Source organism: Streptomyces sp. NPDC042336 (genome assembly GCF_055581985.1).
The window spans coordinates 624,689-649,931 of the sequence record NZ_JBVJEA010000001.1 but is presented as its reverse complement, the minus strand read 5'-3'; the positions used below and the strand labels follow the sequence as shown (position 1 = coordinate 649,931).

Sequence of the window (25,243 nt, the reverse complement as noted above, 5' to 3'; positions counted from 1 at the left end):
TTTCGGTCAGCGACGGCGGACCCGCGCATCATCCCTCCGCGCCCCGCGGCGCCGCACCGGATTTCGCCACCGGCAGCCGCTGCGCCACCTTCGGCCAGTACTTCACGATCGCGTCCTCCACGCCCGGCAGCGCCCGCTGCCCCGCCAGCGCCAGCGCGATCGCCGCGGCCACGCCCGTCCACGCGACCGGGCCCAGCGGGGTGCAGCCGAAGAGGCGGCTGGCGCCCGGGGTCTGCACGAGGACGACCAGGGCGGCGGCGGAGCCGAGGGAGGTGACCTGGACCAGGCGGCTGTCGCGGCGGTCGGCGAGGGTCTGGGCGAGCTGGGTGCCGACGACGGCGCACAGGGCCATGGTCGTCGAGCGGCGCCGGGTGCCCGGCGTGAAGCGGCCCAGCAGCCAGGCCGCGGTGGCCCCGAGCGCGGTGGTCAGGGCCCGGTGCCTGATCTGCCTGAGCAGGGGCTCGCCCAGCACCGCCGTACCGAGCGGCGCGCCCGCATCTGCGGCCTCCTGCTCGGGGTCCCCCGTCTTCGTCACCGCGACCGCCATCGCGGGGAACAGGTCGGTGAAGAGGTTGACCAGCAGCATCTGGCGGGTGGACAGCGGGGCGGCGCCGCCCAGCACCGTGCCGAGGATGCCGAAGCCGACCTCGCCCGCGTTGCCGCCGATCAGGATGGCGATGGCGTCGGCGACGCTGTGCCACAGCGCCCGGCCCTCCCGCACCGCCTCCACCAGGACCAGCAGGTCGTCGCCGGTGACGACCAGGTCGGCGGCGTTGCGGGCGGCGGCCGAGCCCCGGGCGCTGATCCCGACGCCGATGTCCGCGGCCCGGATCGCGGCGGCGTCGTTGGCGCCGTCGCCGACCATGCCGACGACCCGTCCGGCGTCCCGCAGGGACTCGACGACCAGGAGCTTCTGCTCGGGCGCCACCCGGGCCACCACGTCCGCGTCGCGCAGCATCCGGGAGCGGGCGGTGCGGTCGGCGGCGGCGAGTTCGTCGCCGGTGACCACGACCGCGTCCTCGGGCCAGCCCAGGTCGACGGCGATGGCGTGGGCGGTCTGCGGATGGTCGCCGGTCAGCACCACGGGCCGTACGCCCGCCTCGCGCAGCCCGCGCACCAGCGCCGGGGAGGTCTCGCGGGCCACGTCGGCCAGCGCGAGCAGTCCGGTGAACTCCAGCTCGGAGGGCTGCTGTTCGAGGACGTCGGACGCCTCCTCGCCCTCGGCCAGGGTCCGCCGCGCCACCGCGATGATGCGCAGTCCGTCGCGGGCGAGGCGCTGTGCCACCTCGGCGGTGTGCGCGGGCAGGCCGGCGCAGGCGGGCAGCACCGTCTCGGGGGCGCCCTTGACCACCAGTACGGCGGGGCCTGCCCCGTCCTCGCGTCCGACGGCGGCGGCGTAGCCCCGGGAGGTCTCGAAGGGCAGGCCCTCCTCCTGCGTCCACCCGGGGTCGTCCCCGGCCGCGTCAAGGACCGCCTCGTCGGTGGCGTGGGTGGGCCGGGCGCCGTCGCCGTTCAGCCGGGGGCAGGCCCGCGCGGCGACCCGTACGGTGCCGGCGGTCTCCGGGTCGCCCACCCGGCGGACCGTGCCGTCGGTGCCCGCGACCCGCGACAGCCGCAGCCTGTTCTCGGTGAGGGTGCCCGTCTTGTCGAAGCAGACGGTGTCCATCCGGCCGAGCGCCTCCAGCGTGCGCGGGGTGCGCACCAGGACGCCCCGGCGGCTGAGCCGGCGGGCCGCCGCGAGCTGGGCCACCGTCGCCACCAGCGGCAGTCCCTCGGGCACGGCGGCCACCGCCACCGACACGCCGCCGGCGACGGCCTGCCGGATCGGCGCCCCGCGCAGCAGCGAGAGCCCGGTCACCGCGGCGCCGCCCGCCAGGGTGAGCGGCAGCGCCTTGCGGGTCAGCTCCTGGAGCCGGGCCTGCACTCCGGCCGCCGACGGCGTACGGGCCGCCAGCGCGACCGCCCGCGCCGCCTCGGTGTGGTCGCCGGTGTCGACGACGACGGCCCGGGCCCGCCCGGCCACCACGGTCGTGCCCTCGAAGACCATGCAGTACCGCTCCGCCACGGGAGCGCGGGGGGCCGGGTCCACGCACTTGTCCACCGGCAGCGACTCACCGGTCAGCGCGGACTCGTCCACTTCCAAGCCGTCCTCCCACAGGAGCCGGGCGTCGGCGGGCACCACGTCGTCCGCCTTCAGCTCGATCACGTGACCGGGGTGCAACCTGGCCGCGTCCACGATCCGCGGCTCGCCGCCCCGGGCGGCGAACTCCCCGCCGTCCCGGGCCCGCTGCTCTCCCTCCGCCCCGAACCGGCCACCGTCCCGCGCGGGTTGCCCCTCCCCCGCGGGCTCCTCGGTGACGCGGGCCTTCTGCTTCTGCTCGGCCAGCAGCCCGGACAGCGCCCGCTCGGCACGCAGCCGTTGGAAGCCGCCGACCAGCGCGTTCAGGTCGAGGGCGCCGACGACGAGCAGCGCGTCGACGACCGACCCGAGGATCGCGGAGGCGGCCGAGCCGACCGCCAGCACCGGGGTGAGCGGGTCGTCCAGCTCCCCGCGTACGGCGCGGGCCAGCTGCCACGACCAGCGGACCGGGGCCAGCACGGGCACCCGGCCGGCCCGGTCGGCGGCGGCGCGCAGCCGGGCGGCGGCCTGCTCCACGGCGGTAGGCCGCGGCTCGCGCTCCCGCGCCAGCCGCTCCCGTACGTCGTCCGGGTCCAGCGCGTGCCACGCCACCCGGGCCCGGGGACGCGGGGCGCGGGCCATCGCCACGCCGATCGCGGCCCGCGTCCCGGACAGCAGGGCCACCGCCGCGCTCGCGTCCACCGGCGCGTGCCGCATCCCCAGCAGCGACGACACGCCGCCCCGGTTCCTGCCGCGTGCCTCGCCGACCGCCACCAGCAGCCCGGACAGCGCGGCCCCGGACCGGGCCAGCGTCTGCGAGCGGCTGCCGACCGCCCGGGACACCGGCACCGCCCGCAGCACCCGCCACACGTCGGCCAGCCCCTGCGGCGCGAGCACGTCCGCGCCCCAGGCCACCGGGCAGCCCGCGTCGGCCAGCGCGACGGCCACGTCCCCGGCGAGCAGTCCGGCCGACACCGACCCGTCGTCACCGGGCAGCGGCCGTACGACGGTGATGACGCCGCCCTCGGCGCGCAGTTCGGCCACGACGTCCGCGAGCGGGCGCCCGGCGCCGACGACCTGGTCGGCGAGGCCGGTGAAGTCGGCCAGCGCCGGGTCCTCGACCATGACCACGCGCAGCCCCGCGCGCCGCGCCGCGTCCAGCACGTCCTCGGTCCACGGGTCGGCGCCCGCGCCCGGCACCCGCAGGGCGCTGGGGTGCAGCACGACCGTGCGGGCCATCTCCAGCTGCCGCAGCCGCCCGGGATCGCGCACCAGCACACCCGTGCGGGACAGCGCGGCGCTCAGTACGGCGTGGAAAGCGGCGGGCCCGTAGCGCGCGGCCTTCGGCGAACCGGCGAGCACCGCCTCCGCCGCCTCGGCCACGTCGTGCTTGACCAGCAGGGTCGCGGCGGCGCCCGCCACGCTGCCCGCCGAGGCGTGGGCGGCGTAGTCCTGGGCCGGGGAGGTGCGCGGCGGCGGACGCAGGGCGGGTGCGGCGGGCAGGCTGTCCCGGCCGGGGACGCACAGCTGGTCGTGCACGACCTCGAAGGCGGCCCCGCGCGCCACCGCCTCCGTCAACTGGCACACGCGCAGCGCTCCGTCGAGCACCAGCGAGGTGGGGCTCTGCCCGGCGCCGTGGACGACGGCGTTGGCGGCGGCCAGGGCCACGTCCATCCGGTGGTCGCCGAGCCGCTCGCGCAGCCAGGCGCGGAAGGCCGGGTTCTCGCGCAGCAGTGTCGCCACGGCGGTGACCAGCCGGGGCGAGGGCGGCAGCCGCAGCCGGGCGCCGGTCACGGCGGCGGCGATGCCCAGCACGTCGGCGCCGAGCGCGGTCGCCGCGACCCGCACCGGGGCCGGGTCGCCGGGGTGGTCCGGCTCGTCCGCCGGGTCGTCCGGGCCGGCGGGGGCGGCCTGGTCCGCCCGGGTGAGTCCGTGGCGTTCGGCGAGTTCGGTGGCGTGGTCCACGACGCGGTCGGTGAGCGTGTCCTCGGTCGCGGTCACCACCAGTCTGGCGAGGCCGGTGTCCCAGTAGGCGAGCAGGACGTCCGGGTGCTCGGCCAGTGCCGCCGCCACCCGCCGCCCCACCCGCTCCGTACCGCCCGCGCGGCGCACCCGGTCCGTCGCGGCCGGCCGCAGCGCGAGGTGCGCCCGGGGTCCGGCCCGCCAGTCCCGTGACCCGCCGGGCAGCGCGGCGCGGGCCACCCGCGCGGCCCGCGCGGCGAAGTCGGCGCCGCGCACACCCGCGCGTGCGGTGCCCGCCGCTGCTCCGGCGGCGGCGCCCACGGCGGGCGCGGTGCCGCGCGCGAGCAGCCGGGGTCCGGCCAGCACCAGCCCCGTGACGGCGTCCTGGGAACGGGTCAGCAGTCCGCCGGCCATCGCTCTCCCTCAGCCTCCCTCAGCCGGACGTGCGGGTGCGCGACGCGGTGGCCGTCTTGCGGCTGCGGCCCCCGCGGGCGGCGGAGGGCCGGCTGGAGGACGCCTTGGTCCCCGACTGGCTCTTGGCCCGAGCGGGGGAGGCGGTCTTCTTGGCGGAGGTCTTCTTCGCGGCGGCGGACTTGGCCGCGGTGGACTTGCTCGCGGCGGACTTGCTCGCCGTGGACCTGGCCGCCGTGGACTTGGCGGCGGCCTTCTTGGCGCCGGTGGTCCGCTTCGCCGCGGCCGTCTTCGCCGTCCTGCCCGCGGTGGTCTTCGCCGCTGCCGCCTTCGTCCCACCCGTCTCGGCCGTACCCGTGGCCGTCGTACCCGTCTTCTTCGCAGCCGTCTTCGCCGTATCCGCCCGGGCGGTGGTCTTCCGGGCCTGCGTCCGGGCGCTCTTCGTGTCCGCGGTGCCCCGGGTCTCCCCGGCGTCGCCGCCCTTGCCCGCGGTCCCGTTCCGGTTCTGCCCGCGCGGCTGCGTCAGCCAGGCCACCGCGGCTCCGGTGACCGCCACCGGCCACTCCACCAGTCCGGCGACGCCCAGCACCCCGGCGCCCGTGTAGACGAGCACGCGCCGCCCGCGCGGCGACACCGCCCCGATCCTGTCCAGCGTGCCCTCGGCGGCCCTGCCCACCGTCCCGGCACCCGGCACCTTCCGCACCGCCGAAACGGCCGCGTGCAACGGCCGCGGAAGCGTCCGCGCCGACTTCTGCTCAGCCATGACTCTTCGTCCTCGCCCTGTCCGTGCTGTGGGAACCCCGGCCCCCGGGCCGTGGAAACCCTGGGAACATCACCTTCCGCACATCTGCGGGTTCCCGCACTTCGGGCACTCACCCGGACGATGTCGGCCCGCGCTCCAGAGCGATCGCGTGCAGCTTCTCCAGCCGCTCCCGGGAGACCTCGTCGGCCGGTGCGTACGTCACCATCCGGGGCCCCGGTTCCGGTCCGAGCCACAGGTCGGCGTGGTCGACGCGGATCCGGCCGACGTGCCGGTTGAGGAACTCCTTGCGCTTGCCGCGCTGCGCGTCGACCTCGTACCGCTCCCAGGCCTCGCGGAAGTCCGGCGACTGGGTGCGCAGCCGCTTGAGCAGCATCTTCCAGGCGGGCTCGGCGAGATGACCGGCCATCGTGGCGCGGAACCGCGCCGCCATCAGCCGCTGGGTCTCCTCCAGGTGGGGGATCGAGGACCGCCACTCCTGGTTGGTGAAGCAGAGGATCATGCAGTTGCGGTCCTCGGGCGGCACCGCCTCCAGGTCGCACAGCAGCAGCCCGTAGGTCCGGTTGTACGCGAGGATGTCGTACCGGCTGTTCTGCACACAGGCGGGGTACGGCTCGAACTGCTCCAGCAGGGCGCGCACCGCCGGTGTGATGGCCGGGCACACCCTCGCGGGCGTCGGGTCGACGGCCCCGGCCAGCTGGAAGAGGTGGGCGCGCTCGGTGGGGTCGAGCAGCAGGGCGCGGGCGAGGGCGTCGAGGACCTGCACGGAGACCTGGATGTCCCGGGCCTGCTCCAGCCAGGTGTACCAGGTGACGCCGACGGCCGAGAGCTGGGCGACCTCCTCGCGCCGCAGCCCCGGGGTCCGGCGTCGGCGGCCGCGGGGCAGCCCGACCTGCTCGGGGGCGATGCGCTCGCGGCGGCTGCGCAGGAAGGCGGCGAGTTCGTGCCGCCGGATCTCCGAGCCGGTGTCCCGGGGCGGGGACTGCGCCGCCGTCTCCTGACCCGTCATCGTCGTCATGCCTCCAGGGTGCCGCGTCCCGGACCCTGTTGCCAGGTACTCCTGCTACCAGGATAAGGAGACTCTGGTACCACCCTGGAAACGGTCGCAGGCTCGACGGCGTGACCGAAACCATCACTTCACGTCCCGTCCGTACGGCCACCCCGCAAGCGCCGACCGCGCTCGGCGGTCTCGGACTCTTCACGGTGCTGCTGGCCGCGGCACTCCCGCTCGTCGACTTCTTCATCGTCAACGTCGCCCTGCCCACCATCGGCGCGGACCTGTCCGCGAGCGAGGCGGTCCTGGAACTCGTCGTCGCCGGATACGGGGTGGCGTACGCCGTCCTGCTGGTCCTCGGCGGCCGGCTCGGCGACCTCTTCGGCCGACGCCGCCTGTTCCTGGGCGGCATGGCGGCCTTCGGGCTGACCTCGCTGGCCTGCGGCCTCGCGCCGGACGCCTGGTCGCTGGTGGCGGCCCGGGTGGCGCAGGGGGCCTCGGCCGCCGCGATGCTGCCGCAGGTGCTGGCGACCATCCAGGCGACCACTTCCGGTCCCCGGCGCGCGAAGGCCATGGGCCTGTACGGGGCGACGGCCGGCCTGTCGATGGTGGCCGGGCAGATCCTGGGCGGCGTCCTGGTGGCGGCGGACATCGCGGGCACCGGCTGGCGTTCCGTCTTCCTGGTGAACGTCCCGGTCGTCCTCGTGGGTCTCTTCCTCGCCGCCCGCGCGGTCCCGGAGACCCGCTCCGCGCACCCCGAGCCGGTGGACGTCCCCGGCACCTTCCTGCTGGCCGCCTCGATCCTGACCCTGCTGGTCCCGCTCACCGAGGGCCGGGCGGCGGGCTGGCCGCTGTGGACGTGGCTGTCGCTGGCGGCGTTCCCGTTCGCGGTGGCGGCTTTCTTCGCTGTGGAGCGCCGGGCCGACCGCGCGGGCCGTACGCCCCTGGTGCCGCCGAGCCTGTTCGCGATCGTGTCGCTGCGCCGCGGCCTCATGCTCATCGTGCCGTTCTCGATCTGCTTCAGCGGCTTCATGTTCGTCATCGCGGTGGCCTTGCAGCAGGGCGCGGGCCTGGGACCGGTGGCCGCGGGCCTGACCCTCGCCCCCCTCGCGGCGGTGTACTTCCTCTTCTCGCTCGCCGGTCCCCGGCTGGTCGCCCGCTACGGCACCCGCGTCGTGCCCACCGGCGCCGCCCTCCAGGGGGTGGGCCTGGCCCTGATGACGCTGGCCGCGTGGCGCTCCTGGCCCGACCTGGGCCTGGTCGAACTCCTGCCGGGCGCGGCGGTCGCGGGGGCGGGCCAGGCGCTCCAGCTCCCGGTCATCCTGCGGGTGGTCCTGTCGGAGGTGCCCGCCGTACGGGCCGGTGTGGGCGGTGGCGTCATGGTCACCACCCAGCAGGCGTCCCTGGCCCTGGGCGTGGCCACCCTGGGCACGCTGTTCCTGTCGCTGGTCCCGGGGATGGGCATGCGGGACGCCCTGGTGACGACGCTGCTGGTCCAGCTGGCGGGGGTGGCGCTGACCGGCCTGCTGAGCCTGCGCCTGCCCCGGACGATCGACTGACGGCCGACCGAACCGCCCCCTTCTTGGTCCAGACCTCTTGACGAAAGGTCTGGACCACAGCACTGTCATGCCTACGACACAAACGACTCTCCCTCACCGACCCCCACCGGGAGGCCCGGCATGATCCGCCGCACGTTCCGCCTACTGGCCGCCGCACTGGCGGCCACCGTCCTCGTCCCCCTGGGCGTGGCCACCGCGTCCGCCGCACCCACCGGCGCTTCCGCCGACACCTGCGCCGTGAAGTCGAAGCCCGCAGGCAAGGTCCTCCAGGGCTACTGGGAGAACTGGGACGGAGCCGCCAACGGCGTCCACCCGCCCTTCGGCTGGACCCCGATCACCAACCCCCAGATCGCCGCCCACGGCTACAACGTCCTCAACGCGGCCTTCCCGGTGATCCTCTCCGACGGGACGGCGCTGTGGGAGGACGGCATGGACGCGGGCGTGAAGGTCGCGACGCCCGCCGAGATGTGCGCGGCCAAGGCGTCCGGGCAGACGCTCCTGCTCTCCATCGGCGGCGCGACGGCCGGCATCGACCTCAACTCGGCCGCGGTCGCGGACCGTTTCGTCGACACGATCGTCCCGATCCTGAAGAAGTACAACTTCGACGGCATCGACATCGACATCGAGACCGGCCTGACCGGCAGCGGCAACATCAACCAGCTCTCCGCCTCCCAGTCCAACCTGATCCGCATCATCGACGGCGTCCTGGCCCGCATGCCCGCCAACTTCGGCCTCACGATGGCCCCGGAGACGGCGTACGTGACCGGCGGCAGCGTCGTCTACGGCTCGATCTGGGGCGCGTACCTGCCGGTCATCAAGAAGTACGCGGACAACGGCCGCCTGTGGTGGCTGAACATGCAGTACTACAACGGCAGCATGTACGGCTGTTCCGGCGACTCCTACTCGGCCGGCACCGTGCAAGGCTTCACCGCCCAGACCGACTGCCTGAACAAGGGCCTGGTCATCCAGGGCACGACGATCCGGGTGCCCTACGACAAGCAGGTCCCGGGCCTGCCCGCCCAGCCCGGCGCGGGCGGCGGTCACATGTCACCGTCCCTGGTCTCCCAGGCCTGGAACCACTACAACGGCTCCCTCAAGGGCCTGATGACCTGGTCCCTCAACTGGGACGGCTCGAAGAACTGGACCTTCGGCGACAACGTGAAGGCCCTCCAGGGCCGCTGAGCCGGGCTGAACGTGTAATCCAGGCCCCCGAAACGCCGAAACGCCCACCCCCCTCCCGACCGAGTCGGGTGGTGGGTGGGCTCAGGCCGGGGGTCCAGGGGGCGGAGCCCTCTGGTACCTCAACGCAAACGGACGTTCAGCAGCCGACGAGCCGAGAAGCGAGGTACCCCTCGATCTGGTCCAGCGACACACGCTCCTGCTTCATCGTGTCCCGCTCCCGCACGGTCACCGCGTTGTCGTCCAGCGTGTCGAAGTCGACCGTCACGCAGAACGGCGTCCCGATCTCGTCCTGACGCCGGTACCGCCGCCCGATCGCACCCGCGTCGTCGAACTCGATGTTCCAGTGCTGCCGCAGCGCCTGCGCCAGCCCCTTCGCCTTCGGCGACAGCTCCGGGTTGCGCGACAGCGGCAGCACGGCGACCTTCACCGGGGACAGCCGCGGGTCGAGGCGGAGCACGGTGCGCTTCTCCAGCTTGCCCTTGGCGTTCGGCGCCTCGTCCTCGATGTACGCGTCGAGCAGGAAGGCGAGCATGGCCCGGCCGACACCGGCCGCCGGCTCGATGACGTACGGCGTCCAGCGCTCCTGGGCCTCCTGGTCGTAGTAGGAGAGGTCCTGGCCGGAGGCCTTGGCGTGCGAGGAGAGGTCGTAGTCGGTCCGGTTGGCGACACCCTCCAGCTCACCCCACTCGCTGCCGCCGAAGGAGAAGCGGTACTCGATGTCGGCGGTGCGCTTGGAGTAGTGGGAGAGCTTCTCGGCCGGGTGCTCGTACCAGCGCATGTTCTCCTCGCGGAGACCGAGGCCCGTGTACCAGTTCCAGCGCTGCTCCATCCAGTACTCCTGCCACTTCTCGTCCTCGCCCGGCTTGACGAAGAACTCCATCTCCATCTGCTCGAACTCGCGGGTGCGGAAGATGAAGTTGCCGGGCGTGATCTCGTTGCGGAAGGACTTGCCCATCTGGGCGATGCCGAACGGCGGCTTGCGGCGCGAAGTGGTCTGCACCTGGGCGAAGTTGGTGAAGATGCCCTGGGCGGTCTCGGGCCGCAGGTAGGCGACCGAGCCGCTGTCCTGGGTCGGGCCGAGGTGGGTGGAGAGCAGGCCGGAGAACTGCTTGGGCTCGGTGAAGGTGCCCTTGTTGCCGCAGTTGGGGCAGTTGAGGTCGGCCAGACCGTTCTCCGGGGCGTGGCCCTTCTTCTCCTCGTACGCCTCCTCCAGGTGGTCCGCGCGGAACCGCTTGTGGCAGGAGGTGCACTCGGTCAGCGGGTCCGTGAAGGTCGCGACGTGACCGGAGGCCACCCAGACCTCGGGGGCCAGGATCACGGAGGAGTCGAGACCGACGACGTCCTCGCGCGAGGTGACCATGTAGCGCCACCACTGGCGCTTGAGGTTCTCCTTGAGCTCGACACCCAGCGGACCGTAGTCCCAGGCGGCGCGCTGACCGCCGTAGATCTCACTGCAGGGGAATACGAAGCCACGGCGCTTGCTCAGGCTGACGATGGTGTCGATCTTGTCGGCGGCCACGGTGCTCTCTTCATTACGACGACGGGCGACGAAGCGAGATGCTTCCAGAGAATGCTTCAGGTTACCGGCGTGGGCCGCCCCACGGCCAAATCGGGGCTTCCCATCTGCGGAATCGGGTGCTTGTTGACAACCGTTTCCATATTTGTTGAAAATGAGTGTCATGAACGTACGACGACGCCGCATATCCGGCATAGCAGTCACCGCGGCCACCGCGCTCGGCCTCGGCACCCTCTCCGCCTGCGCCGGCGACAGCTCGGCGGCGGGCAATACCGACAAGTTCGACGTCGTCGCGTCGTTCTACCCCATGGAGTACCTCGCCGAGCAGATCGGCGGGGACCACGTGAACGTCACCACGCTCACCGAGCCCGGCCAGGAGCCGCACGACCTGGAGCTGAGCGCCAAGCAGACCGCCCAGATGGGCGAGGCGGACGCGGTGCTCTACCTGAAGTCCCTCCAGCCCGCCGTGGACGAGGCCATCGCCCAGTCCGACGTGAAGACCAAGATCGACGCGGCCACGCTGACGAAGCTGGAAGACCACGGGAACGTGGAGCACGACCACGGCGGCGAGGAGCACACGGACGAGCACGCCGAGGAGGAGCACTCCGAGGGCGGTGAGCACGCGCTCGACCCGCACGTGTGGCTGGACCCGGTGAAGTACGCCGAGATCGCCGAGGGCGTCGCCCAGGCCTTCGAGAAGGCCGACCCGGACCACGCCGCCGACTACCGCGAGAACGCCGAGGCGCTGGCGAAGAAGCTGGGCGGCCTGGACACGGCGTTCAAGAACGGCCTGGCGAAGACCGACACCAAGGTCTTCTTCACCAACCACGCGGCCTTCGGCTACCTCGCCGAGCGCTACGGACTCACCCAGGAGGCCATCAACGGCCTGGACCCGGAGAGCGAGCCCAGCCCCGCCCGGATCAAGGAGCTCCAGCAGGAGGCCAGGGCCGACGGTGTCACCACCGTCTTCTACGAGACACTGGTGTCCGACAAGACCGCGAAGACCCTCGCCAAGGACGCGGGCCTGAAGACGGACGTCCTCGATCCGCTGGAGGGCATCACCGACAAGTCCAAGGGCGAGGACTACGTCGGGGTCATGGAGTCCAACCTCAAGGCGCTCGAAACCGCCCTCGGCGCCAAGTAAGCAGTACCACCCGCAGTTCGATCGTTACGGAGGACATCGTGAGCGACGAGTCCGTCATATCCCTGCGCGGCGTCCGCGCCGAGCTGGGCTCACGCCCCGTCCTGCGCGGCATCGACCTCACCGTGCGGCGCGGCCAGGTGGTCGCGCTGCTCGGCGCCAACGGCTCGGGCAAGTCCACGGCCGTGCGCACGATCATCGGCCAGGTGCCGGTCACCGCCGGGGAGATCGAACTGTTCGGCACCCCCAGGCGCCGCTTCCGCGACTGGGCGCGCCTGGGCTACGTCCCGCAGCGCACCACGGCCGCGGGCGGCGTCCCCGCCACCGTGACCGAGGTGGTCGCCTCGGGCCGGCTCTCCCGGGCCCGCTTCGGCGTCCTGCGCAAGGCGGACCACGAGGCCGTACGCCGCGCCCTCGACCTGGTCGGCATGGCGGACCGCGCCAAGGACTCGGTGAACGCCCTCTCCGGCGGCCAGCACCAGCGCGTGCTGATCGCCCGCGCGCTCGCCGCCGAACCCGAACTGCTGATCATGGACGAGCCGATGGCCGGCGTCGACCTGGCCAGCCAGGAGGTGCTGGCGGCGACCCTGCGCAAACAGGTCGCGGCCGGCGCCACCGTCCTGCTCGTCCTGCACGAGCTGGGCCCGCTGGAGCCGCTGATCGACCGGGCCGTGGTGCTCCGCGACGGCTGCGTGCTGCACGACGGCCCGCCGCCCGAGGCGGTCGGCCAGCACGCGCTGCCCGGCCACGACCACGTCCACCCGCACGCACCGTCCGGCGCCGAGCCGGTCCGCACCGGACTGCTGAGCTGAGAAGGCACCCATGGAAATCCTGAACTACGCCTTCATGCAGCGGGCGCTGCTCGCCGCCGTCCTGGTCGGCATCACCGCCCCGGCCATCGGCATCTATCTGGTCCAGCGCCGCCAGGCCCTCATGGGCGACGGCATCGGCCACGTGGCGATGACCGGCGTCGGCCTCGGCTTCCTGCTCTCCTGGTCCCCCGTCTGGATGGCGACCCTGGTCTCCGTCCTCGGCGCGGTCCTCATGGAGCTGATCCGCTGGTACGGCAAGACCCGCGGCGACATCGCCCTCGCCATGCTCTTCTACGGCGGCATGGCGGGCGGCGTGATGTTCATCAACCTCGCGCCGGGCGGCTCCAACGCCAACCTCACCTCGTACCTCTTCGGCTCCCTGTCGACGGTCTCCGAGTCCGACGTCACCGCGATCTGCGTGCTGGCCGCCCTCGTGGTCCTCGTCACCGTCGGCCTGCGCCGCCAGCTGTTCGCCGTCAGCCAGGACGAGGAGTTCGCCCGGGTCACCGGGCTGCCGGTGCGCGCGCTGAACCTGCTGACGGCCGTCACGGCGGCGGTCACCGTGACCGTCGCGATGCGCGTCGTCGGGCTGCTGCTCGTGTCGGCGCTGATGGTGGTCCCGGTGGCCGCCGCGCAGCAGCTCACCCGCAGCTTCGCCGCCACCTTCGCGATCGCCGTCGCGCTCGGCGTGACCGTGACGCTCGGCGGCACGGTGACCTCGTACTACCAGGACGTACCGCCCGGCGCGACGATCGTGCTGCTCACCATCGGCGCGTTCATCGTGCTGAGCGTGCTGGCCGCCCCGCTGGCCAGGCGACGCGCGCGGGCGCTCGCCGCCACCGAGCCCGCCGCGGATCCGGCGGAGTGCAAGATTCCGGCCACCAGGGGGGCCGCCGACGAGGTCGGCGTCTGACCGCGGGCGAACCGGGCTGGCACAATGGCCCGGCAAGCCGCGAAGACGTGAGGAGGAACCAGTGACCACCGCTGGACCGCCCGTGAAGGGCCGCGCCACCCGGCAGCGGGCTGCCGTGTCGGCCGCCCTTCAGGAGGTCGAGGAGTTCCGCAGCGCGCAGGAGCTCCACGACATGCTCAAGCACAAGGGCGACGCGGTCGGGCTCACCACGGTCTACCGCACCCTGCAGTCCCTCGCCGACGCCGGCGAGGTCGACGTCCTGCGCACCGCCGAGGGCGAGTCGGTCTATCGCCGCTGCTCCACCGGCGACCATCACCACCACCTGGTCTGCCGCGCCTGCGGCAAGGCCGTCGAGGTGGAGGGCCCCGCGGTGGAGAAGTGGGCCGAGGCCATCGCCGCGGAGCACGGCTACGTCAACGTGGCGCACACGGTGGAGATCTTCGGCACCTGCGCCGACTGCGCGGGGGCCTCCGGCGGTTGAGCGGGGCGGGGCCGGGGCTGCGCCCCGGGCCCCTGTATCGGCCTGAACGGCCTCGTCCTCAAGCGCCGGACGGGCTGATTTTGCCGCCCGGGGCTCACTGGGTACTGCGGCCCTCCATGGCGAGGAGCTCCTCGTTGGGGATGGCGCCGCCGAAGCGGCGGTCGCGGGAGGCGAACTCCAGGCAGGCCCGCCACAGGTCGCGTCGGTCGAAGTCCGGCCACAGCACGTCCTGGAAGACCATCTCCGCGTACGCGCTCTGCCAGATCAGGTAGTTCGACGTCCGCTGCTCCCCGCTCGGCCGCAGGAACAGGTCCACGTCCGGCATGTCCGGGTAGTACAGGTACTTCGCGAGCGTCTTCTCGTTCACCTTCGACGGGTCGAGCCTCCCGGCCCGTACGTCCTCGGCGAGGGCCTGCGCCGCGTCGGCGATCTCGGCCCGGCCGCCGTAGTTCATGCAGAAGTACAGCGTGAGCCGGTCGTTCTCCTTGGTCTGCTCCTGCGCGACCTGGAGCTCCTTGGCCACCGACTTCCACAGTTTGGGCATCCGCCCCGCCCAGCGCACCCGCACCCCCAGCTCGTCGAGGGTGTCGCGGGACTTGCGGATGAAGTCGCGGTTGAAGTTCATCAGGAAGCGCACCTCCTCCGGCGAGCGCTTCCAGTTCTCGGTGGAGAAGGCGTACAGGGAGATGTTCCCCACGCCCATCTCGATCGCGCCCTGGAGCACGTCCATGACCTGCTCGGCACCGACCTTGTGCCCCTCGGTGCGCGGCAGCCCGCGCTCCTTGGCCCAGCGTCCGTTGCCGTCCATGACGATCGCCACGTGCTCCGGGACCAGCTCACCGAGCTTCGGCGGCCGCGCGCCGGACGGGTGCGGCTCCGGCGTCCTGTACTCCCGGCGCTGCCGCCCCAGAATCCCGCGTACGGCCATATCGGTTCTCTCCTACTTCTCGACGTACCGCAGGGAGCGCAGTCCCCGCTCCAGGTGCCAGTGCAGATAGGCGGAGACCAGTCCGCTCCCCTCCCTCACGTACCGCGGCTCGGCCGCGTCCGCCGTGCCCCAGTCTCCCGCAAGCAGCGCTCCGAGCAGTTCCAGGGCCTGCGGCGAGGGTACGACGCTGCCGGGCACCCGGCAGTCCACGCAGACGGAGCCGCCGGAGCCGACCGAGAAGAACCGGTTCGGACCGGGCAGGCCGCACTTCGCGCAGTCCCCGAAGGTCGGGGCGTACCCGTTCACGGCCAGCGAGCGCAGCAGGAACGCGTCGAGCACCAGGTTGGGCGCGTGCTCGCCCCGGGCGAGGGTCCTGAGCGCGCCGACCAGCAGCAGGTACTGCTGCACCGCCGGCTCGCCCTCGTGGTCGGTGAACCGCTCGGCCGTCTCCAGCATGGCGGTCCCCGCGGTGTACCGCGCGTAGTCGGTGACGATCCCGCCACCGTAGGGCGCGATCGTCTCGCTCTGCGTGCACAGCGGCAGCCCGCGCCCGACCAGCTCGCTGTTCTTCGAGAAGAACTGCACGTCCACGTGCGAGAACGGCTCCAGCCGGGCGCCGAACTTCGACTTCGTGCGCCGCACCCCGCGCGCCACGGCGCGTACGCGCCCGTGACCGCGCGTGAGCAACGTGATGATCCGGTCCGCCTCACCCAGCTTCTGGGTGCGCAGCACGATGCCGTCGTCGCGGAACAGACTCATGCGGCCCATTCTCGCGCATCCTTCAAGGCACCTCGCCACGGCTTCGCGCGTTGGTGTACGCCGTCGCCGCGCTGAGCCGCTCGGACGGGGTGGCGTGGCGTACGTCACCCGGCTCGGCGTCCCACTCCCGCCCACCGCCGTACGGCCGCAACTGCACGTACGGCCCCTCGTGCCCCATGACGATCCCGACCCGGCCACTACGGGTGTCCACGGCGTGGACCCCGACGGGCAGCGTCGTCGTCATCGCAGCGCCGCCGCGAGGCGCCGCGCGGTCTCCACGGAACACCGGCCCAATTCGACGAGTGGACAGGGTGCCTCCCGCGCGAGACTCACCGGGTCGAGCCCGAGTGAGGGCAGAACAATTCCTGCCTCCGCGAGCACCGCGCGCAATTCTTCCACCGTGTCCTCCGCTCCTTCGACGCAGAGCGCCGAGTGCCGTGCCTCCATCGCTTTCCCTTCGCTTTACGGTTTCACTCTTCGTGCCCCCAGAATGCCGCGAGGTGCCTACACTCGGCAGGAGTACATGCACTACAAGTACAGGTCAGCGCAGGGGGGTTGGTTATGGCCAATGGTTCACGGCAGGCCGCGTGGGAGTTCTTCGGAACGGAACTGAAACGACGGCGGGAGGACGCCGGAATCACCCAAGTCGAGCTGGGAGCAAGGGTATTCGTCTCGGGCGGCTACATCGACCAGTTCGAACAGGCAATTCGGAAACCGCAGTTGGATGTGGCCCAGCGGATCGACGAGGCGCTGCAAACCGACGGTATTTTCGAGCGACTGTGGAAGAAGCTCATCAAGGACCAGCCGTATACGGAGTACTTCGCGCACGCGGCGGAACTGGAACGGCTGGCGACGAGTATCTGCGAGTGGGCGCCCTCAGTGGTTCCAGGACTGTTGCAGACGCCTGGGTACGCCCGCGCGCTCTACCTGGCCAGCAACCCGCTGTCGGCGGACGAGTGGATCGAGGAGATGGTCGGTCTCCGCATGGACCGCACCCGGCTGCTCAAGGACGTCACGCGCCCCGTCTATTGGGCTCTGCTGCACGAAGCCGTACTGCGCGTCCCGGTCGGCTCTCCCGCTGTGATGGCCCAGCAACTGGAGCATGTCGCGGATCTGGTGCGTGACCGCAAGATCCTGGTCCAGGTACTCCCGTTCTCCGCCGGAGCCCATCCCCAGATGGGCAAGGCAATGAAGCTCATGGGGTTCGACGACGCCCCGCCGACCGTCTATACAGAGGGCGTGCTGTCGGGCAGTCTGCTGGACGATCCGGCAGTAGTGAAGCGGGTACAGGCGGATTACGATCTTCTCAGGGTCACGGCTCTGCCCCTGGAGGCGTCCCTGGACATGATCGAGGCGGCGGCGGAGGGCTACAGACAATGCGCGGGTACGACCTGACCAACGCTTGCTGGCGCAAGAGCAGCTACAGCGGCGGAAGCGGCGGCGAGGACTGCGTCGAGGTCGCCCACGGTGTCCCGGGGGTCATACCCGTCCGGGACAGCAAGGTGGCCGGCGGTCCCGTGATCGTCGTGGGGTCGGCGGCCTGGGCGGAGTTCGTGCGGACTGTTGTTCAGTCCTGCGCACCGGGTGTCTGAACAACTCGTCCGGCGCTTGAGTGATCCGGGACTCAGCACCCTCGCCTCCCTGGCCTGGCTCACCTCCGAGACCAAGTGAGCGACTTCTGACCCCGCACCGCCTTCTCCTTAGGGGGAGAACCCCCGTAAATATCGGGCTGCTGCCCGGATGTGACGGGCCATCGGCTTGCGCGAGGCTCCTCGCATGACGCAGCGCAAGCGAAGCAGAAGCATCCGCAACGCCGCCATCGTCGGCGTGTCCACCGCCCTCCTCGGCGTCACCGCACCGGTGACCGCCTACGCGGCGGGCGGGAGCACACCCGAAGCCCTCACCTGGTCCGCATGCGAGGGCACCGGCCTCGACCCCCGGCAGGAGTGCGCCACCCTCGACGTGCCGATGGACTACGCCGACCCCGACGGCCCCCGCATCGAGATGGCCGTCTCCCGCATCCCCGCCGAGAAGCCGGACGCCCGGCGCGGGGCCCTGCTGCTCATCCCCGGCGGACCCGGCGGGTCGAGTCTGAACGACCCCTCGGGGAAGGGGCAGAAGCTCCCCCAGGACGTGCGGGACGGCCACGACCTCATCGGATTCGCGCCGCGCGGGCTCGCGCCGTCCACCTCGGTCAGCTGCGGGCTGGAATACGGCGACCTCGCCACCTCCAAGCTCCGCCCCTGGCCCGCCCCCGACGGCTCGGTGGACGGGAACATGGCCACCGCCCGGCGCATGGCCGACGCCTGCGCACACAACGGCGGTGAGCTGATCAAGCACCTGAGCACCGCCAACGAGGCCCGCGACATCGACCGCCTCCGGGCCGCGCTGGGCGAGCGGAGGATCTCCGCGTGGGGCGTGTCGTACGGGACGTACGTCGGGGCCGTGTACGCGCAGCTGTTCCCGCACCGCACCGACCGGATCGTGCTGGACAGCAACGACGATCCCGATCCCACCCGCGTCGCACGCGCCTGGCTGGCCGGCCACGAACAGGGTGTCGAGGACACCTTCCCGGAGTTCGCCGCATGGGCCTCCCGGCCCGACAACCCCGACCGGGTGGCGCAACGGGCCGCCGACGTCAGGCCGCTGTTCCTGCGGCTGGCCGCCCGGCTGGACCGGGAACCGATCCCGTGGCCCGGCGCCAATCCGGCGGAACTGAACGGCAATGTGCTGCGGCAGACCATGCTGGACAGCTTCTATGCCCCCAGCAGGTTCCCGACGCTCGCCAAGCTGATGCTGGCCGCCCAGCGGGGCACCGTGCCGCCCGCCCCGCAGGCGCCGCCCGAGGCGGTGCTGCAGAACGTCGCCGCCGTCGGAGCGGGTGTGCTGTGCAACGACGTCGCCTGGCCCCGCTCGGCGGCCTCGTACGAGAAGGACGTCGCCGGGAGCCGGGCCGCGTACCCGCTCACGGCGGGCATGCCGCGCAACGCGATGCTGTGCGCCGCGTGGCCGTACCCGCCCCGTGAGGCCCCCGTGCGGATCACCGACCGCGGGCCGTCCAACGTGCTGCTCGTCCAGAACGAGCGGGACGTCGCCACCCCGCTCACCGGGGCGCGGAAGCTGCGCGAGGCGCTCGGTCGCCGCGCCGTCATGGTGACCGTGGACTCCACCGGGCACGACGCCTACCTGGCCAACGGCAACGCATGCGGGGACGCCACGGTCTCCCGGTTCCTGGCGACCGGGCAGCGGCCGGACTCGGACGTCTACTGCGGCTGACCCGCGCCCGGCGTGACCAGGCCCGACTCGTAGGCCACGATCACCAGTTGGGCCCGGTCCCTCGCCCCTAGCTTGCCCATGATGCGGCTGACGTGGGTCTTCGCGGTGAGCGGGCTCAGGCCCAGGGTCTCGGCGATCTCCGTGTTGTTGAGGCCCCGGGCCACCAGGGCGAGGACCTGGCGTTCCCGGTCCGACAGGCAGTCCGGGCCCGATCCGGCCGCCTGGAGGGCCGACGGGCTGCGCAGGAAGCGCTCGATCAGGCGGGCCGTCGGGCCGGGTGAGAGGAGGGCGTCGCCCGCGGTCACCGTGCGGATGGCGTCCAGGAGTTCGGCGGGCCTGGTGTCCTTGACCAGGAATCCGGAGGCGCCCGCGCGCAGCGCCTCCACGATGTTCTCGTCGGTGTCGTAGGTGGTGAGGACCAGCACGCGGACCCCGGCGAGGTCCTCGTCGGCGGCGATCAGCCGGGTCGCCTCGATGCCGTCCAGGTCGGGCATGCGTACGTCCATGACGACGAGGTCGGCGCGTTCGGTGCGGGCCAGCTCCACGGCCTGGCGGCCGGTGCCGGCCTCGCCGACGACCTCCATGTCGGGGGCCGACGCCACCAGCAGGGCGAACGCCGCACGGACGAGGTTCTGGTCGTCCGCCAGCAGCACGCGTATCGTCATGCGGTTCTCTCCGGGGTCAGGGTTGTCCGGGTGGTGGCGGGGGTCGGCAGTACGGCCGTCACCTCGAAGCCGTCGGCGTCCTCGCGCGGTCCGGCGTCGAGTGTGCCGCCCACGCTGCGGGCCCGCTCCCGCATGCCGACCAGGCCGAAGCCGGGGGTGCCCGCCGGGTCGGGTCCGGTGCCGTCGTCCGTGACGGACAGGCGCAGGGCGCCCGGCTCGGCGTGCACCTCGACGCGGACCGACGGCTTGGGCCCGGCGTGGCGTACGACGTTGGTCAGCGCCTCCTGCGTGATGCGGTAGACGGCGGCCCCGACCGCGGGCGGAACGTCGTCGGCGGTCACCGACAGGTCCACGTGTGCTCCGGCGAGCCGGGCGCTCTGAGCGAGGTCGGGCAGGCCGCGCAGCCCGGGCAGCGGGCCGCGGGCGTCGGGGACGGCGGCGGCGTCCTGTGCCCTGAGCACTTCGAGGGTGGTGCGCAGTTCCGCGCGAGCGGAGCGGCAGGTCTCGGCGATCTCGTCGAGGGCCTTGGCGACCGCCGCCCGGTCCAGGCGCTCGGGGTCGGCGGTCAGGACGTGGGCGGCGACCGAGGTCTGCACGCCGATGAGGGTGATGCTGTGCGCCAGCAGGTCGTGCAGGTCCCGGGCGACCCGCAGGCGTTCCTCGGCGACCCGGCGCCGGGCCTCCTCCTCGCGGGTGCGTTCGGCGCGTTCGGCGCGCTCGACGATGGAGGCGACGTACTGGCGGTAGTAGCGGACGTCGATGCCGCAGAAGAGGATGGCGATGACCCAGCCGGAGATGCGGATCAGTTCGAGGGCCTGGTGGGTGTTGACGGTGAGCATGATGCTCACGGACACGGTGAGGACGGCGATGCCGGTCAGGACGGTGCGCAGGGGGCGGCCGGTGACGGCCAGCGTGTAGAGCGCCACGTAGGAGGCGGGGCTTACGGCGGTGTGGTTGTTCTCCATCGCGTGGTAGGGCACGACCAGGACCATCAACGCCGCGAGGACCAGCAGCGGACGGCGCCGCCGCCACACGATCGGCACGTGCACGGCGACCAGCAGCGTCCAGCCGAGCGCGTCCGGGCGACGGCCCTCGTCGGTGAAGAGCGCCAGGCAGACGGCGCCGAGGAGGAGGACTCCCGCCAGCACGGCGTCGTTGCGGGTGCCGTGCGGGGCGGTGCGCGGGTCGCGGTTGACCGCGGCGATGATCCGCTCGCCCCGCCGGGGCCCGGCGGTCGGTCCCCGGGTCGTCGCTGTCGTGGTGATCGGCTGCACGCGTCCATCCTCCGTGGCGGGTGCGCCCCTCCGGGAGGGGAGGGGCGCACTCCGGTTGTTCGGCGGTTCAGACTCCGACGGCTTCGCGCTCCCCGGTCGGCGCCGGTTCCCGCGGCTCCCGCGACAGCCGCCCCGGCCACCACACCCGGCGCCGCAGGGCGACGCTCGCGCTGGTGACCAGGTAGGTGCGGACGAGGAAGGTGTCGAGCAGGACGCCGACCGCGATGACGAAGCCCAGCTCGACCAGCTGCACCATCGGCATGCTGGTGAGCACGGCGAAGGTGGCCGCGAGGACCAGCCCGGCCGAGGCGATGACGCCGCCGGTGGTGCGCAGCGCGGACAGGGCGGCCTCGGTGGGTTCGGCGCCGTTCAGGGACTCCTCGCGCATCCGGTGCATCAGGAAGATGCCGTAGTCGACGCCGAGGGCGACCAGGAAGACGAAGGAGAGCAGGCCCAGGCCCGGGTCGGTGCCCTCGAAGCCGAAGAGGGGCCCGAAGACGAGTCCGCCGATGCCGAGGGCCGCGCCCCACACGGCGACGACGGCGGCGACCAGGATCAGCGGCGCGACCAGCGAGCGCAGCAGCACCGTGAGGATCAGCAGGACCGAGAGCAGCACGATCGGTACGACGATGGCGGTGTCCCGGGAGTTGGTGTCCTCCAGGTCGATCTGCTCGGCGCTGGGGCCGCCGACGTAGGAGCCGTCGAGCTTGTCGCGCAGGGACTCGATGGTGGCGGTCTCGGCGGCCGACTGGGGCGGCGCGGAGGCCAGTACGGTCAGCTCCGTCCAGCCGCCGCCACTGCGCCCCGCCTCGACGCTCTCGACGCCCTCGGTGGCGCGGATCTCGGTGAGCACGGCCTCGGCACGGCCGGTGGGGCTGATGACACTGATCGGCTGGGTGCCGGACTCCGGGTAGGCGTCGGCGAGGGTCTCCATCGCGGCGATCGCGTCGGGGCGGGTGGTGAAGGAGTCCTCCTGCTTGAGGTTGCCGGGCAGGGCGAAGGCGCCCAGCGCCAGCGCACCGAGCAGGACCGCGCCGCCCACCAGGACGGTGCGGGGCCGGCGTTCGGCGGAGTTGCCCATCGCCGAGAACAGCGAGCGGCGGGGCTTGGGGGTGCTGCCGTAGCGGGGCACCAGCGGCCAGAAGACGCGGCGGCCGAGCAGGACGAGCAGCGCGGGCAGCAGGGTCAGCATGGCGGCCAGCGCGCACAGCACGCCGACGGTGCCGAGCGGACCCATGCCGCGGCTGGAGTTGAGGTCGGCGGCGAGCAGGCACAGCAGTCCGGCGGCGACGGTGCCGGAGGAGGCGAGCACGGCGGGGCCGCAGCCGCGCAGGGCGGCGAGCATCGCGTCGTACGGCCGCTCGATACGGCGCAGTTCCTCGCGGTAGCGGGAGACCAGCAGCAGTGCGTAGTCGGTGCCGACGCCGAAGACGAGGATGGTCATGATGCCGCTGCTCTGGCCGGAGACGGCGGTGCCGAACGTCTGGTTGAGACCGTAGGCGACGCCCATGGAGAGGTAGTCGGCGAGTCCGGCGACGGCGAGCGGCACCAGCCACAGGAAGGGGCTGCGGTAGATGAGGATCAGGAGCAGGGCGACCACGGCGGCGGTGGTGTAGAGCAGCGGGCCGTCGAGGGAGTTGTAGACCTCGGAGGCGTCGGTGGCGAGCGCTCCGGAGCCGCCGACCTCGACGCCGAGTCCGTCGCCCCCTCGGGCGATGTCCCGTACGTCGTTGACGAGCGCGTCGCGGGCCTTCTCGTCCGTGCCGGGCTCGGTGGAGGCCACCGGGTACATGAGGGTGGTGCCGTCCTCGGACGGGATGCCCGCCGGGCGGCCGGTGAGTTCGTGCGCGCCCGCGATCTCGGCGACCTGCCCGGCGGCGGTGGCCCGGTCGGCGGCGGTCAGTCCGCCCTCGCGGTGGTAGACGAGGACCATCTCGGTGGCCTCGCCGCCCGGCAGCCGCTCCTGGATCTTGGCGACCTGCGTCGAGTCGGCGCTCGCCGGCAGGTAGTCGACGGCCCGGTCGCGCTGCACGTCCCCGAGTTTCGCCGCGAACGGCGAGGCGATCGCCAGCACGGCGATCCACAGTCCGAGCACCAGCCAGGGCACCGCCCGCCGCCGCCCCGCGCCTGTCGTTGTGGCCCCCATCTGACGGGCCTCCCTCCGGTGGGTGTCTGGGTAGGTCTCCAGACTTCCGGCGGCGGGGTGCCGACGCGTCGGGCGTGAGGGCGAGCCCGCGGCTACTGCCCGGGGAGACGCGGGGCCGTCGTTACTCCCCGGGGAGTACGGCGGCGCCTCAGGCCCGGTCGACCATCCAGTTGCCGTCCTCCTCGTCGTCGACGCGTACCTCGAGTTCGCGCAGGCCCATGCCCGCGTCCCAGAGCTCCCTGAAGCGCTTGAGCCGGTCCCGTACGTAGTCCTGGCGCGCGGTGAGCCGGGTGCGGACGTTGACGTCCCGCAGGTCCTGCTCGATCTCGAACGACACCTCCTCGTCGTAGAGGATGAAGTCGTTGGTGGTGCCGCGCTGGAGGTGCGGGGGCAGTTCCGGCAGGACCGCCACGCGGACGTCGATGCGGCGCAGCTCCTGCTCCTCGCACAGGCGCAGCAGCCGGTCGTCGAGTTCGCGGGCGCTCTCCAGCAGGAACAGGCGGCGCACCGCGACGCCCTGTTCGTCGATGGCCGCCTGCTGGGCGTCGAGGTAGCGCCCGGCGGGCTCGCTGGTCCAGAACTCCCGGTCGACGGAGGTGCTGGTGGCGAGAATGGACTGCTCGGCCGCCTTGGTGAGGGTGAGCATCCAGTCGTGGTTCTCGCCGGGGCACTCGGCGCTCAGGTTGGTGAGATCCGCCATGTGACCGACCACCCGGTTCATCTCCATGTGGACGAAGGTGTGCAGGATGGACGGGCTGGGCAGCAGGACGTCGGCGAAGCCCTTGGCCAGGTCGGGCACGCTGTCGATACGGACCGGGTCCAGTGTGCGCGCGGCCTCGGCGGTCCGGTGGTCGGCCTGGGTGACATGGGTCTCGACCAGCTGCTTGACGTCCTCGGTGTGCCGGGTCAGGCCCGACTTCAGCTCGGTGTCGTACCGGCTGAGACCGTCGCGCACGGCGGCGGTGTTCTCGGCCAGCGCGTCCTCCACCCGCCGGGTGTGCTCCTCCAGCCGGTCCGGAGCCGGGCGCGGGGCCAGGCCGAGGACGTACTGGACGGCCAGCGCGGCGGCGGCGCAGAGCACGGCGGCCAGGAACTGCCGCAGGGTGCCGTCGTCCGGGTCCAGCAGGGCCGCGACACTCCAGAAGAGACCGCCGACGACCAGGGCGACCAGCAGCATGCGGGCCCAGGGGGACTCCCCCCTCGGGTCGATCGGGTTGGTCGTGCGGGGTGTGTCGTCGGGCCGGGGTGACTGTGCCGTGCTCATCTCGCTCTCTCCCCCCGTTGGGATACGCGTCGGATCGTGCGGGGATGTGCGTGCGGTGACGGGCCTGCGGTGGTGCGCGTGCCGGACCGGCGAGGCTCGGTCAGGGAGCCGGTTCCACCTCCCGGTGCGCCGCGGGAATGGCGTGCAGGGTGAGCTGGTCGCGGATGCGCTGCACCAGGGCCTGCCACTGCCGGGTGAAGCCGGGCCGCTCCTCCAGGGGGTCCCACAGCGCGGCCAGTTCACGGCCGGCCCGGGCGCCGGGCATCCACAGGTGGAGCAGGTGGTCGACGGCCGGGCGCAGCGTCCGTACGACGGCGCCGGCGTCCTGGGCGGCTCCGGCGCCGAGGCGGAGGCCGTCGAGCATCCGGACGACGGTGGTGAGCAGCCAGTCGTGCAGGGCGAGGTCGTCGCAGAGGGCGGCGAGTTCGGCGCCGGTGGTGCCCTCGGGCACCCGCAGGCGTACGGTGCGCAGCTCGTCCTCGGCGAGGGTGAACCGCTCCAGCGAGGGGCCTTCGCCGGGTGCCGCGGGCAGGGCCGCCCAGCGCAGCCGGGTGGGGCGGGAGCGGAAGGGCGGGCGCTGGTCGAGCAGGGGGTGGCGCAGCACTCGGGTGAGCAGGCCGTCGGCGATGAGTCCGACGTCCAGGTCGCCGTGGCGCGGGCCGCCCAGGACGCCCTGCGCGACCGCCTCGTGGGGGAGCTTGCCGAGCGGTTCGACGACTCCGGGCCGCACCAGGTACTCGCCCCAGGGCCGCCGCTGGTCGGGTCCGGTGCCGGGCAGGCGGCAGTGCGCGGAGGTCTGCAGGACGCGGCCCTCGGTGAGCGAGGCGTGCGCGGTGACGGTGCCGACGGCGCGGACGCGGGCCCCGTTGGCGCTGGGCAGGGGGCAGTCGACGCCGGTGAGGGTCTCGGGGGAACGCGCGTAGAGGCCGGGACGCTCGGAGAGCAGGACGCGTTCGTCGGCGCGCAGGCCGAGGAGCTGGGCGGCGGAACGGATGTCGAGGGCCTGCCGGGCGGGCAGCAGGCAGGTGCGGATCTCGCCGCAGGCGAGGACGGCGGGCGGGGTGCTCTGCCGCGGCGCCAT

21 protein-coding genes are annotated in these 25,243 nt (G+C 72.9%); 9 read left to right on the top strand and 12 right to left on the bottom strand.

The window, feature by feature from the left end; genetic code table 11:
* Window positions 1–28: 28 nt before the first annotated feature.
* From ACZ6IM_RS03025 to ACZ6IM_RS03015, 3 genes are all read right to left on the bottom strand, one after another.
* Window positions 29–4,495, bottom strand: a complete 4,467-nt coding sequence (locus ACZ6IM_RS03025; protein WP_469553974.1) for a cation-translocating P-type ATPase — start codon at window positions 4,493–4,495, stop codon at window positions 29–31.
* A gap of 19 nt (window positions 4,496–4,514) precedes the next feature.
* Window positions 4,515–5,255, bottom strand: a complete 741-nt coding sequence (locus ACZ6IM_RS03020) for a hypothetical protein (protein WP_469553973.1) — start codon at window positions 5,253–5,255, stop codon at window positions 4,515–4,517.
* Between the two features lie 109 nt (window positions 5,256–5,364).
* Window positions 5,365–6,261 carry an MmyB family transcriptional regulator gene (locus ACZ6IM_RS03015; protein WP_052838305.1) on the bottom strand — a complete coding sequence of 299 codons (897 nt, stop codon included), beginning with the start codon at window positions 6,259–6,261 and terminating at the stop codon, window positions 5,365–5,367.
* 110 nt (window positions 6,262–6,371) lie between these two features.
* Between ACZ6IM_RS03015 and ACZ6IM_RS03010 the strand changes: the two genes are divergently transcribed.
* A complete protein-coding gene (locus ACZ6IM_RS03010) occupies window positions 6,372–7,805 on the top strand; it encodes an MFS transporter (protein ID WP_052838253.1) in 1,434 nt (477 codons plus the stop codon).
* Window positions 7,806–7,925: 120 nt separating this feature from the next.
* Window positions 7,926–8,987, top strand: a complete 1,062-nt coding sequence (locus ACZ6IM_RS03005; RefSeq protein ID WP_469553971.1) for a chitinase — start codon at window positions 7,926–7,928, stop codon at window positions 8,985–8,987.
* A 136-nt stretch (window positions 8,988–9,123) separates the two neighbouring features.
* On the opposite strand, the gene ACZ6IM_RS03000 is transcribed toward ACZ6IM_RS03005, so the two are convergent.
* Window positions 9,124–10,506 carry a glycine--tRNA ligase gene (locus tag ACZ6IM_RS03000; protein ID WP_052838251.1) on the bottom strand — a complete coding sequence of 461 codons (1,383 nt, stop codon included), beginning with the start codon at window positions 10,504–10,506 and terminating at the stop codon, window positions 9,124–9,126.
* 160 nt (window positions 10,507–10,666) lie between these two features.
* Here ACZ6IM_RS03000 and ACZ6IM_RS02995 point away from each other — a divergent pair, with 160 nt between their 5' ends.
* The 4 genes from ACZ6IM_RS02995 to ACZ6IM_RS02980 all read left to right on the top strand — a co-directional run bounded on the left by ACZ6IM_RS02995 (window position 10,667) and on the right by ACZ6IM_RS02980 (window position 13,850).
* Window positions 10,667–11,647, top strand: a complete 981-nt coding sequence (locus ACZ6IM_RS02995) for a zinc ABC transporter substrate-binding protein (RefSeq protein WP_469553969.1) — start codon at window positions 10,667–10,669, stop codon at window positions 11,645–11,647.
* 38 nt (window positions 11,648–11,685) lie between these two features.
* The gene (locus ACZ6IM_RS02990) at window positions 11,686–12,456 is read left to right on the top strand and encodes a metal ABC transporter ATP-binding protein (RefSeq protein WP_052838249.1); all 771 of its coding nucleotides are present in this window, start codon (window positions 11,686–11,688) and stop codon (window positions 12,454–12,456) included.
* Between the two features lie 10 nt (window positions 12,457–12,466).
* A complete protein-coding gene (locus ACZ6IM_RS02985; protein WP_052838248.1) occupies window positions 12,467–13,369 on the top strand; it encodes a metal ABC transporter permease in 903 nt (300 codons plus the stop codon).
* A gap of 61 nt (window positions 13,370–13,430) precedes the next feature.
* Complete coding sequence (locus ACZ6IM_RS02980) at window positions 13,431–13,850, top strand: Fur family transcriptional regulator (protein WP_007449657.1); 420 nt, start codon at window positions 13,431–13,433, stop codon at window positions 13,848–13,850.
* Between the two features lie 94 nt (window positions 13,851–13,944).
* Here the strand turns inward: ACZ6IM_RS02980 and ACZ6IM_RS02975 are convergent, their stop codons facing one another.
* The 3 genes from ACZ6IM_RS02975 to ACZ6IM_RS02965 are packed head-to-tail and all read right to left on the bottom strand — an operon-like array spanning window position 13,945 to window position 15,781.
* Window positions 13,945–14,778 carry an isoprenyl transferase gene (locus ACZ6IM_RS02975; RefSeq protein ID WP_052838247.1) on the bottom strand — a complete coding sequence of 278 codons (834 nt, stop codon included), beginning with the start codon at window positions 14,776–14,778 and terminating at the stop codon, window positions 13,945–13,947.
* A 12-nt stretch (window positions 14,779–14,790) separates the two neighbouring features.
* Window positions 14,791–15,537, bottom strand: a complete 747-nt coding sequence (gene recO / locus ACZ6IM_RS02970; protein ID WP_030181046.1) for a DNA repair protein RecO — start codon at window positions 15,535–15,537, stop codon at window positions 14,791–14,793.
* A 22-nt stretch (window positions 15,538–15,559) separates the two neighbouring features.
* A complete protein-coding gene (locus ACZ6IM_RS02965) occupies window positions 15,560–15,781 on the bottom strand; it encodes a hypothetical protein (RefSeq protein WP_052838246.1) in 222 nt (73 codons plus the stop codon).
* Window positions 15,782–16,098: 317 nt separating this feature from the next.
* On the opposite strand from ACZ6IM_RS02965, the gene ACZ6IM_RS02960 reads away from it, so the two are divergent.
* The 3 genes from ACZ6IM_RS02960 to ACZ6IM_RS02950 all read left to right on the top strand — a co-directional run bounded on the left by ACZ6IM_RS02960 (window position 16,099) and on the right by ACZ6IM_RS02950 (window position 18,813).
* The gene (locus ACZ6IM_RS02960) at window positions 16,099–16,932 is read left to right on the top strand and encodes a helix-turn-helix domain-containing protein (protein WP_052838244.1); all 834 of its coding nucleotides are present in this window, start codon (window positions 16,099–16,101) and stop codon (window positions 16,930–16,932) included.
* Window positions 16,914–17,129 (top strand): DUF397 domain-containing protein, encoded by a 216-nt coding sequence (locus tag ACZ6IM_RS02955; RefSeq protein WP_052838243.1) that lies wholly within the window; start codon window positions 16,914–16,916, stop codon window positions 17,127–17,129. Before ACZ6IM_RS02960 ends, ACZ6IM_RS02955 begins: the two co-directional genes overlap by 19 nt.
* Before the next feature lie 184 nt (window positions 17,130–17,313).
* Window positions 17,314–18,813, top strand: coding sequence for an alpha/beta hydrolase (locus tag ACZ6IM_RS02950; RefSeq protein WP_469553965.1), 1,500 nt, complete (start codon window positions 17,314–17,316; stop codon window positions 18,811–18,813).
* Here the strand turns inward: ACZ6IM_RS02950 and ACZ6IM_RS02945 are convergent.
* The 5 genes from ACZ6IM_RS02945 to ACZ6IM_RS02925 form a co-directional block, all read right to left on the bottom strand.
* Window positions 18,801–19,478: a response regulator transcription factor gene (locus ACZ6IM_RS02945; protein ID WP_052838241.1), complete on the bottom strand. Its 678-nt coding sequence runs from the start codon at window positions 19,476–19,478 to the stop codon at window positions 18,801–18,803. The genes ACZ6IM_RS02950 and ACZ6IM_RS02945 overlap by 13 nt on opposite strands.
* Window positions 19,475–20,752, bottom strand: a complete 1,278-nt coding sequence (locus ACZ6IM_RS02940) for a sensor histidine kinase (protein WP_052838240.1) — start codon at window positions 20,750–20,752, stop codon at window positions 19,475–19,477. Before ACZ6IM_RS02940 ends, ACZ6IM_RS02945 begins: the two co-directional genes overlap by 4 nt.
* A 67-nt stretch (window positions 20,753–20,819) precedes the next feature.
* Window positions 20,820–22,898 (bottom strand): MMPL family transporter, encoded by a 2,079-nt coding sequence (locus tag ACZ6IM_RS02935; RefSeq protein WP_052838239.1) that lies wholly within the window; start codon window positions 22,896–22,898, stop codon window positions 20,820–20,822.
* Window positions 22,899–23,046: 148 nt separating this feature from the next.
* Complete coding sequence (locus ACZ6IM_RS02930) at window positions 23,047–24,162, bottom strand: hypothetical protein (RefSeq protein ID WP_052838238.1); 1,116 nt, start codon at window positions 24,160–24,162, stop codon at window positions 23,047–23,049.
* Window positions 24,163–24,262: 100 nt separating this feature from the next.
* Window positions 24,263–25,243: an SCO2521 family protein gene (locus ACZ6IM_RS02925; RefSeq protein ID WP_052838237.1), complete on the bottom strand. Its 981-nt coding sequence runs from the start codon at window positions 25,241–25,243 to the stop codon at window positions 24,263–24,265.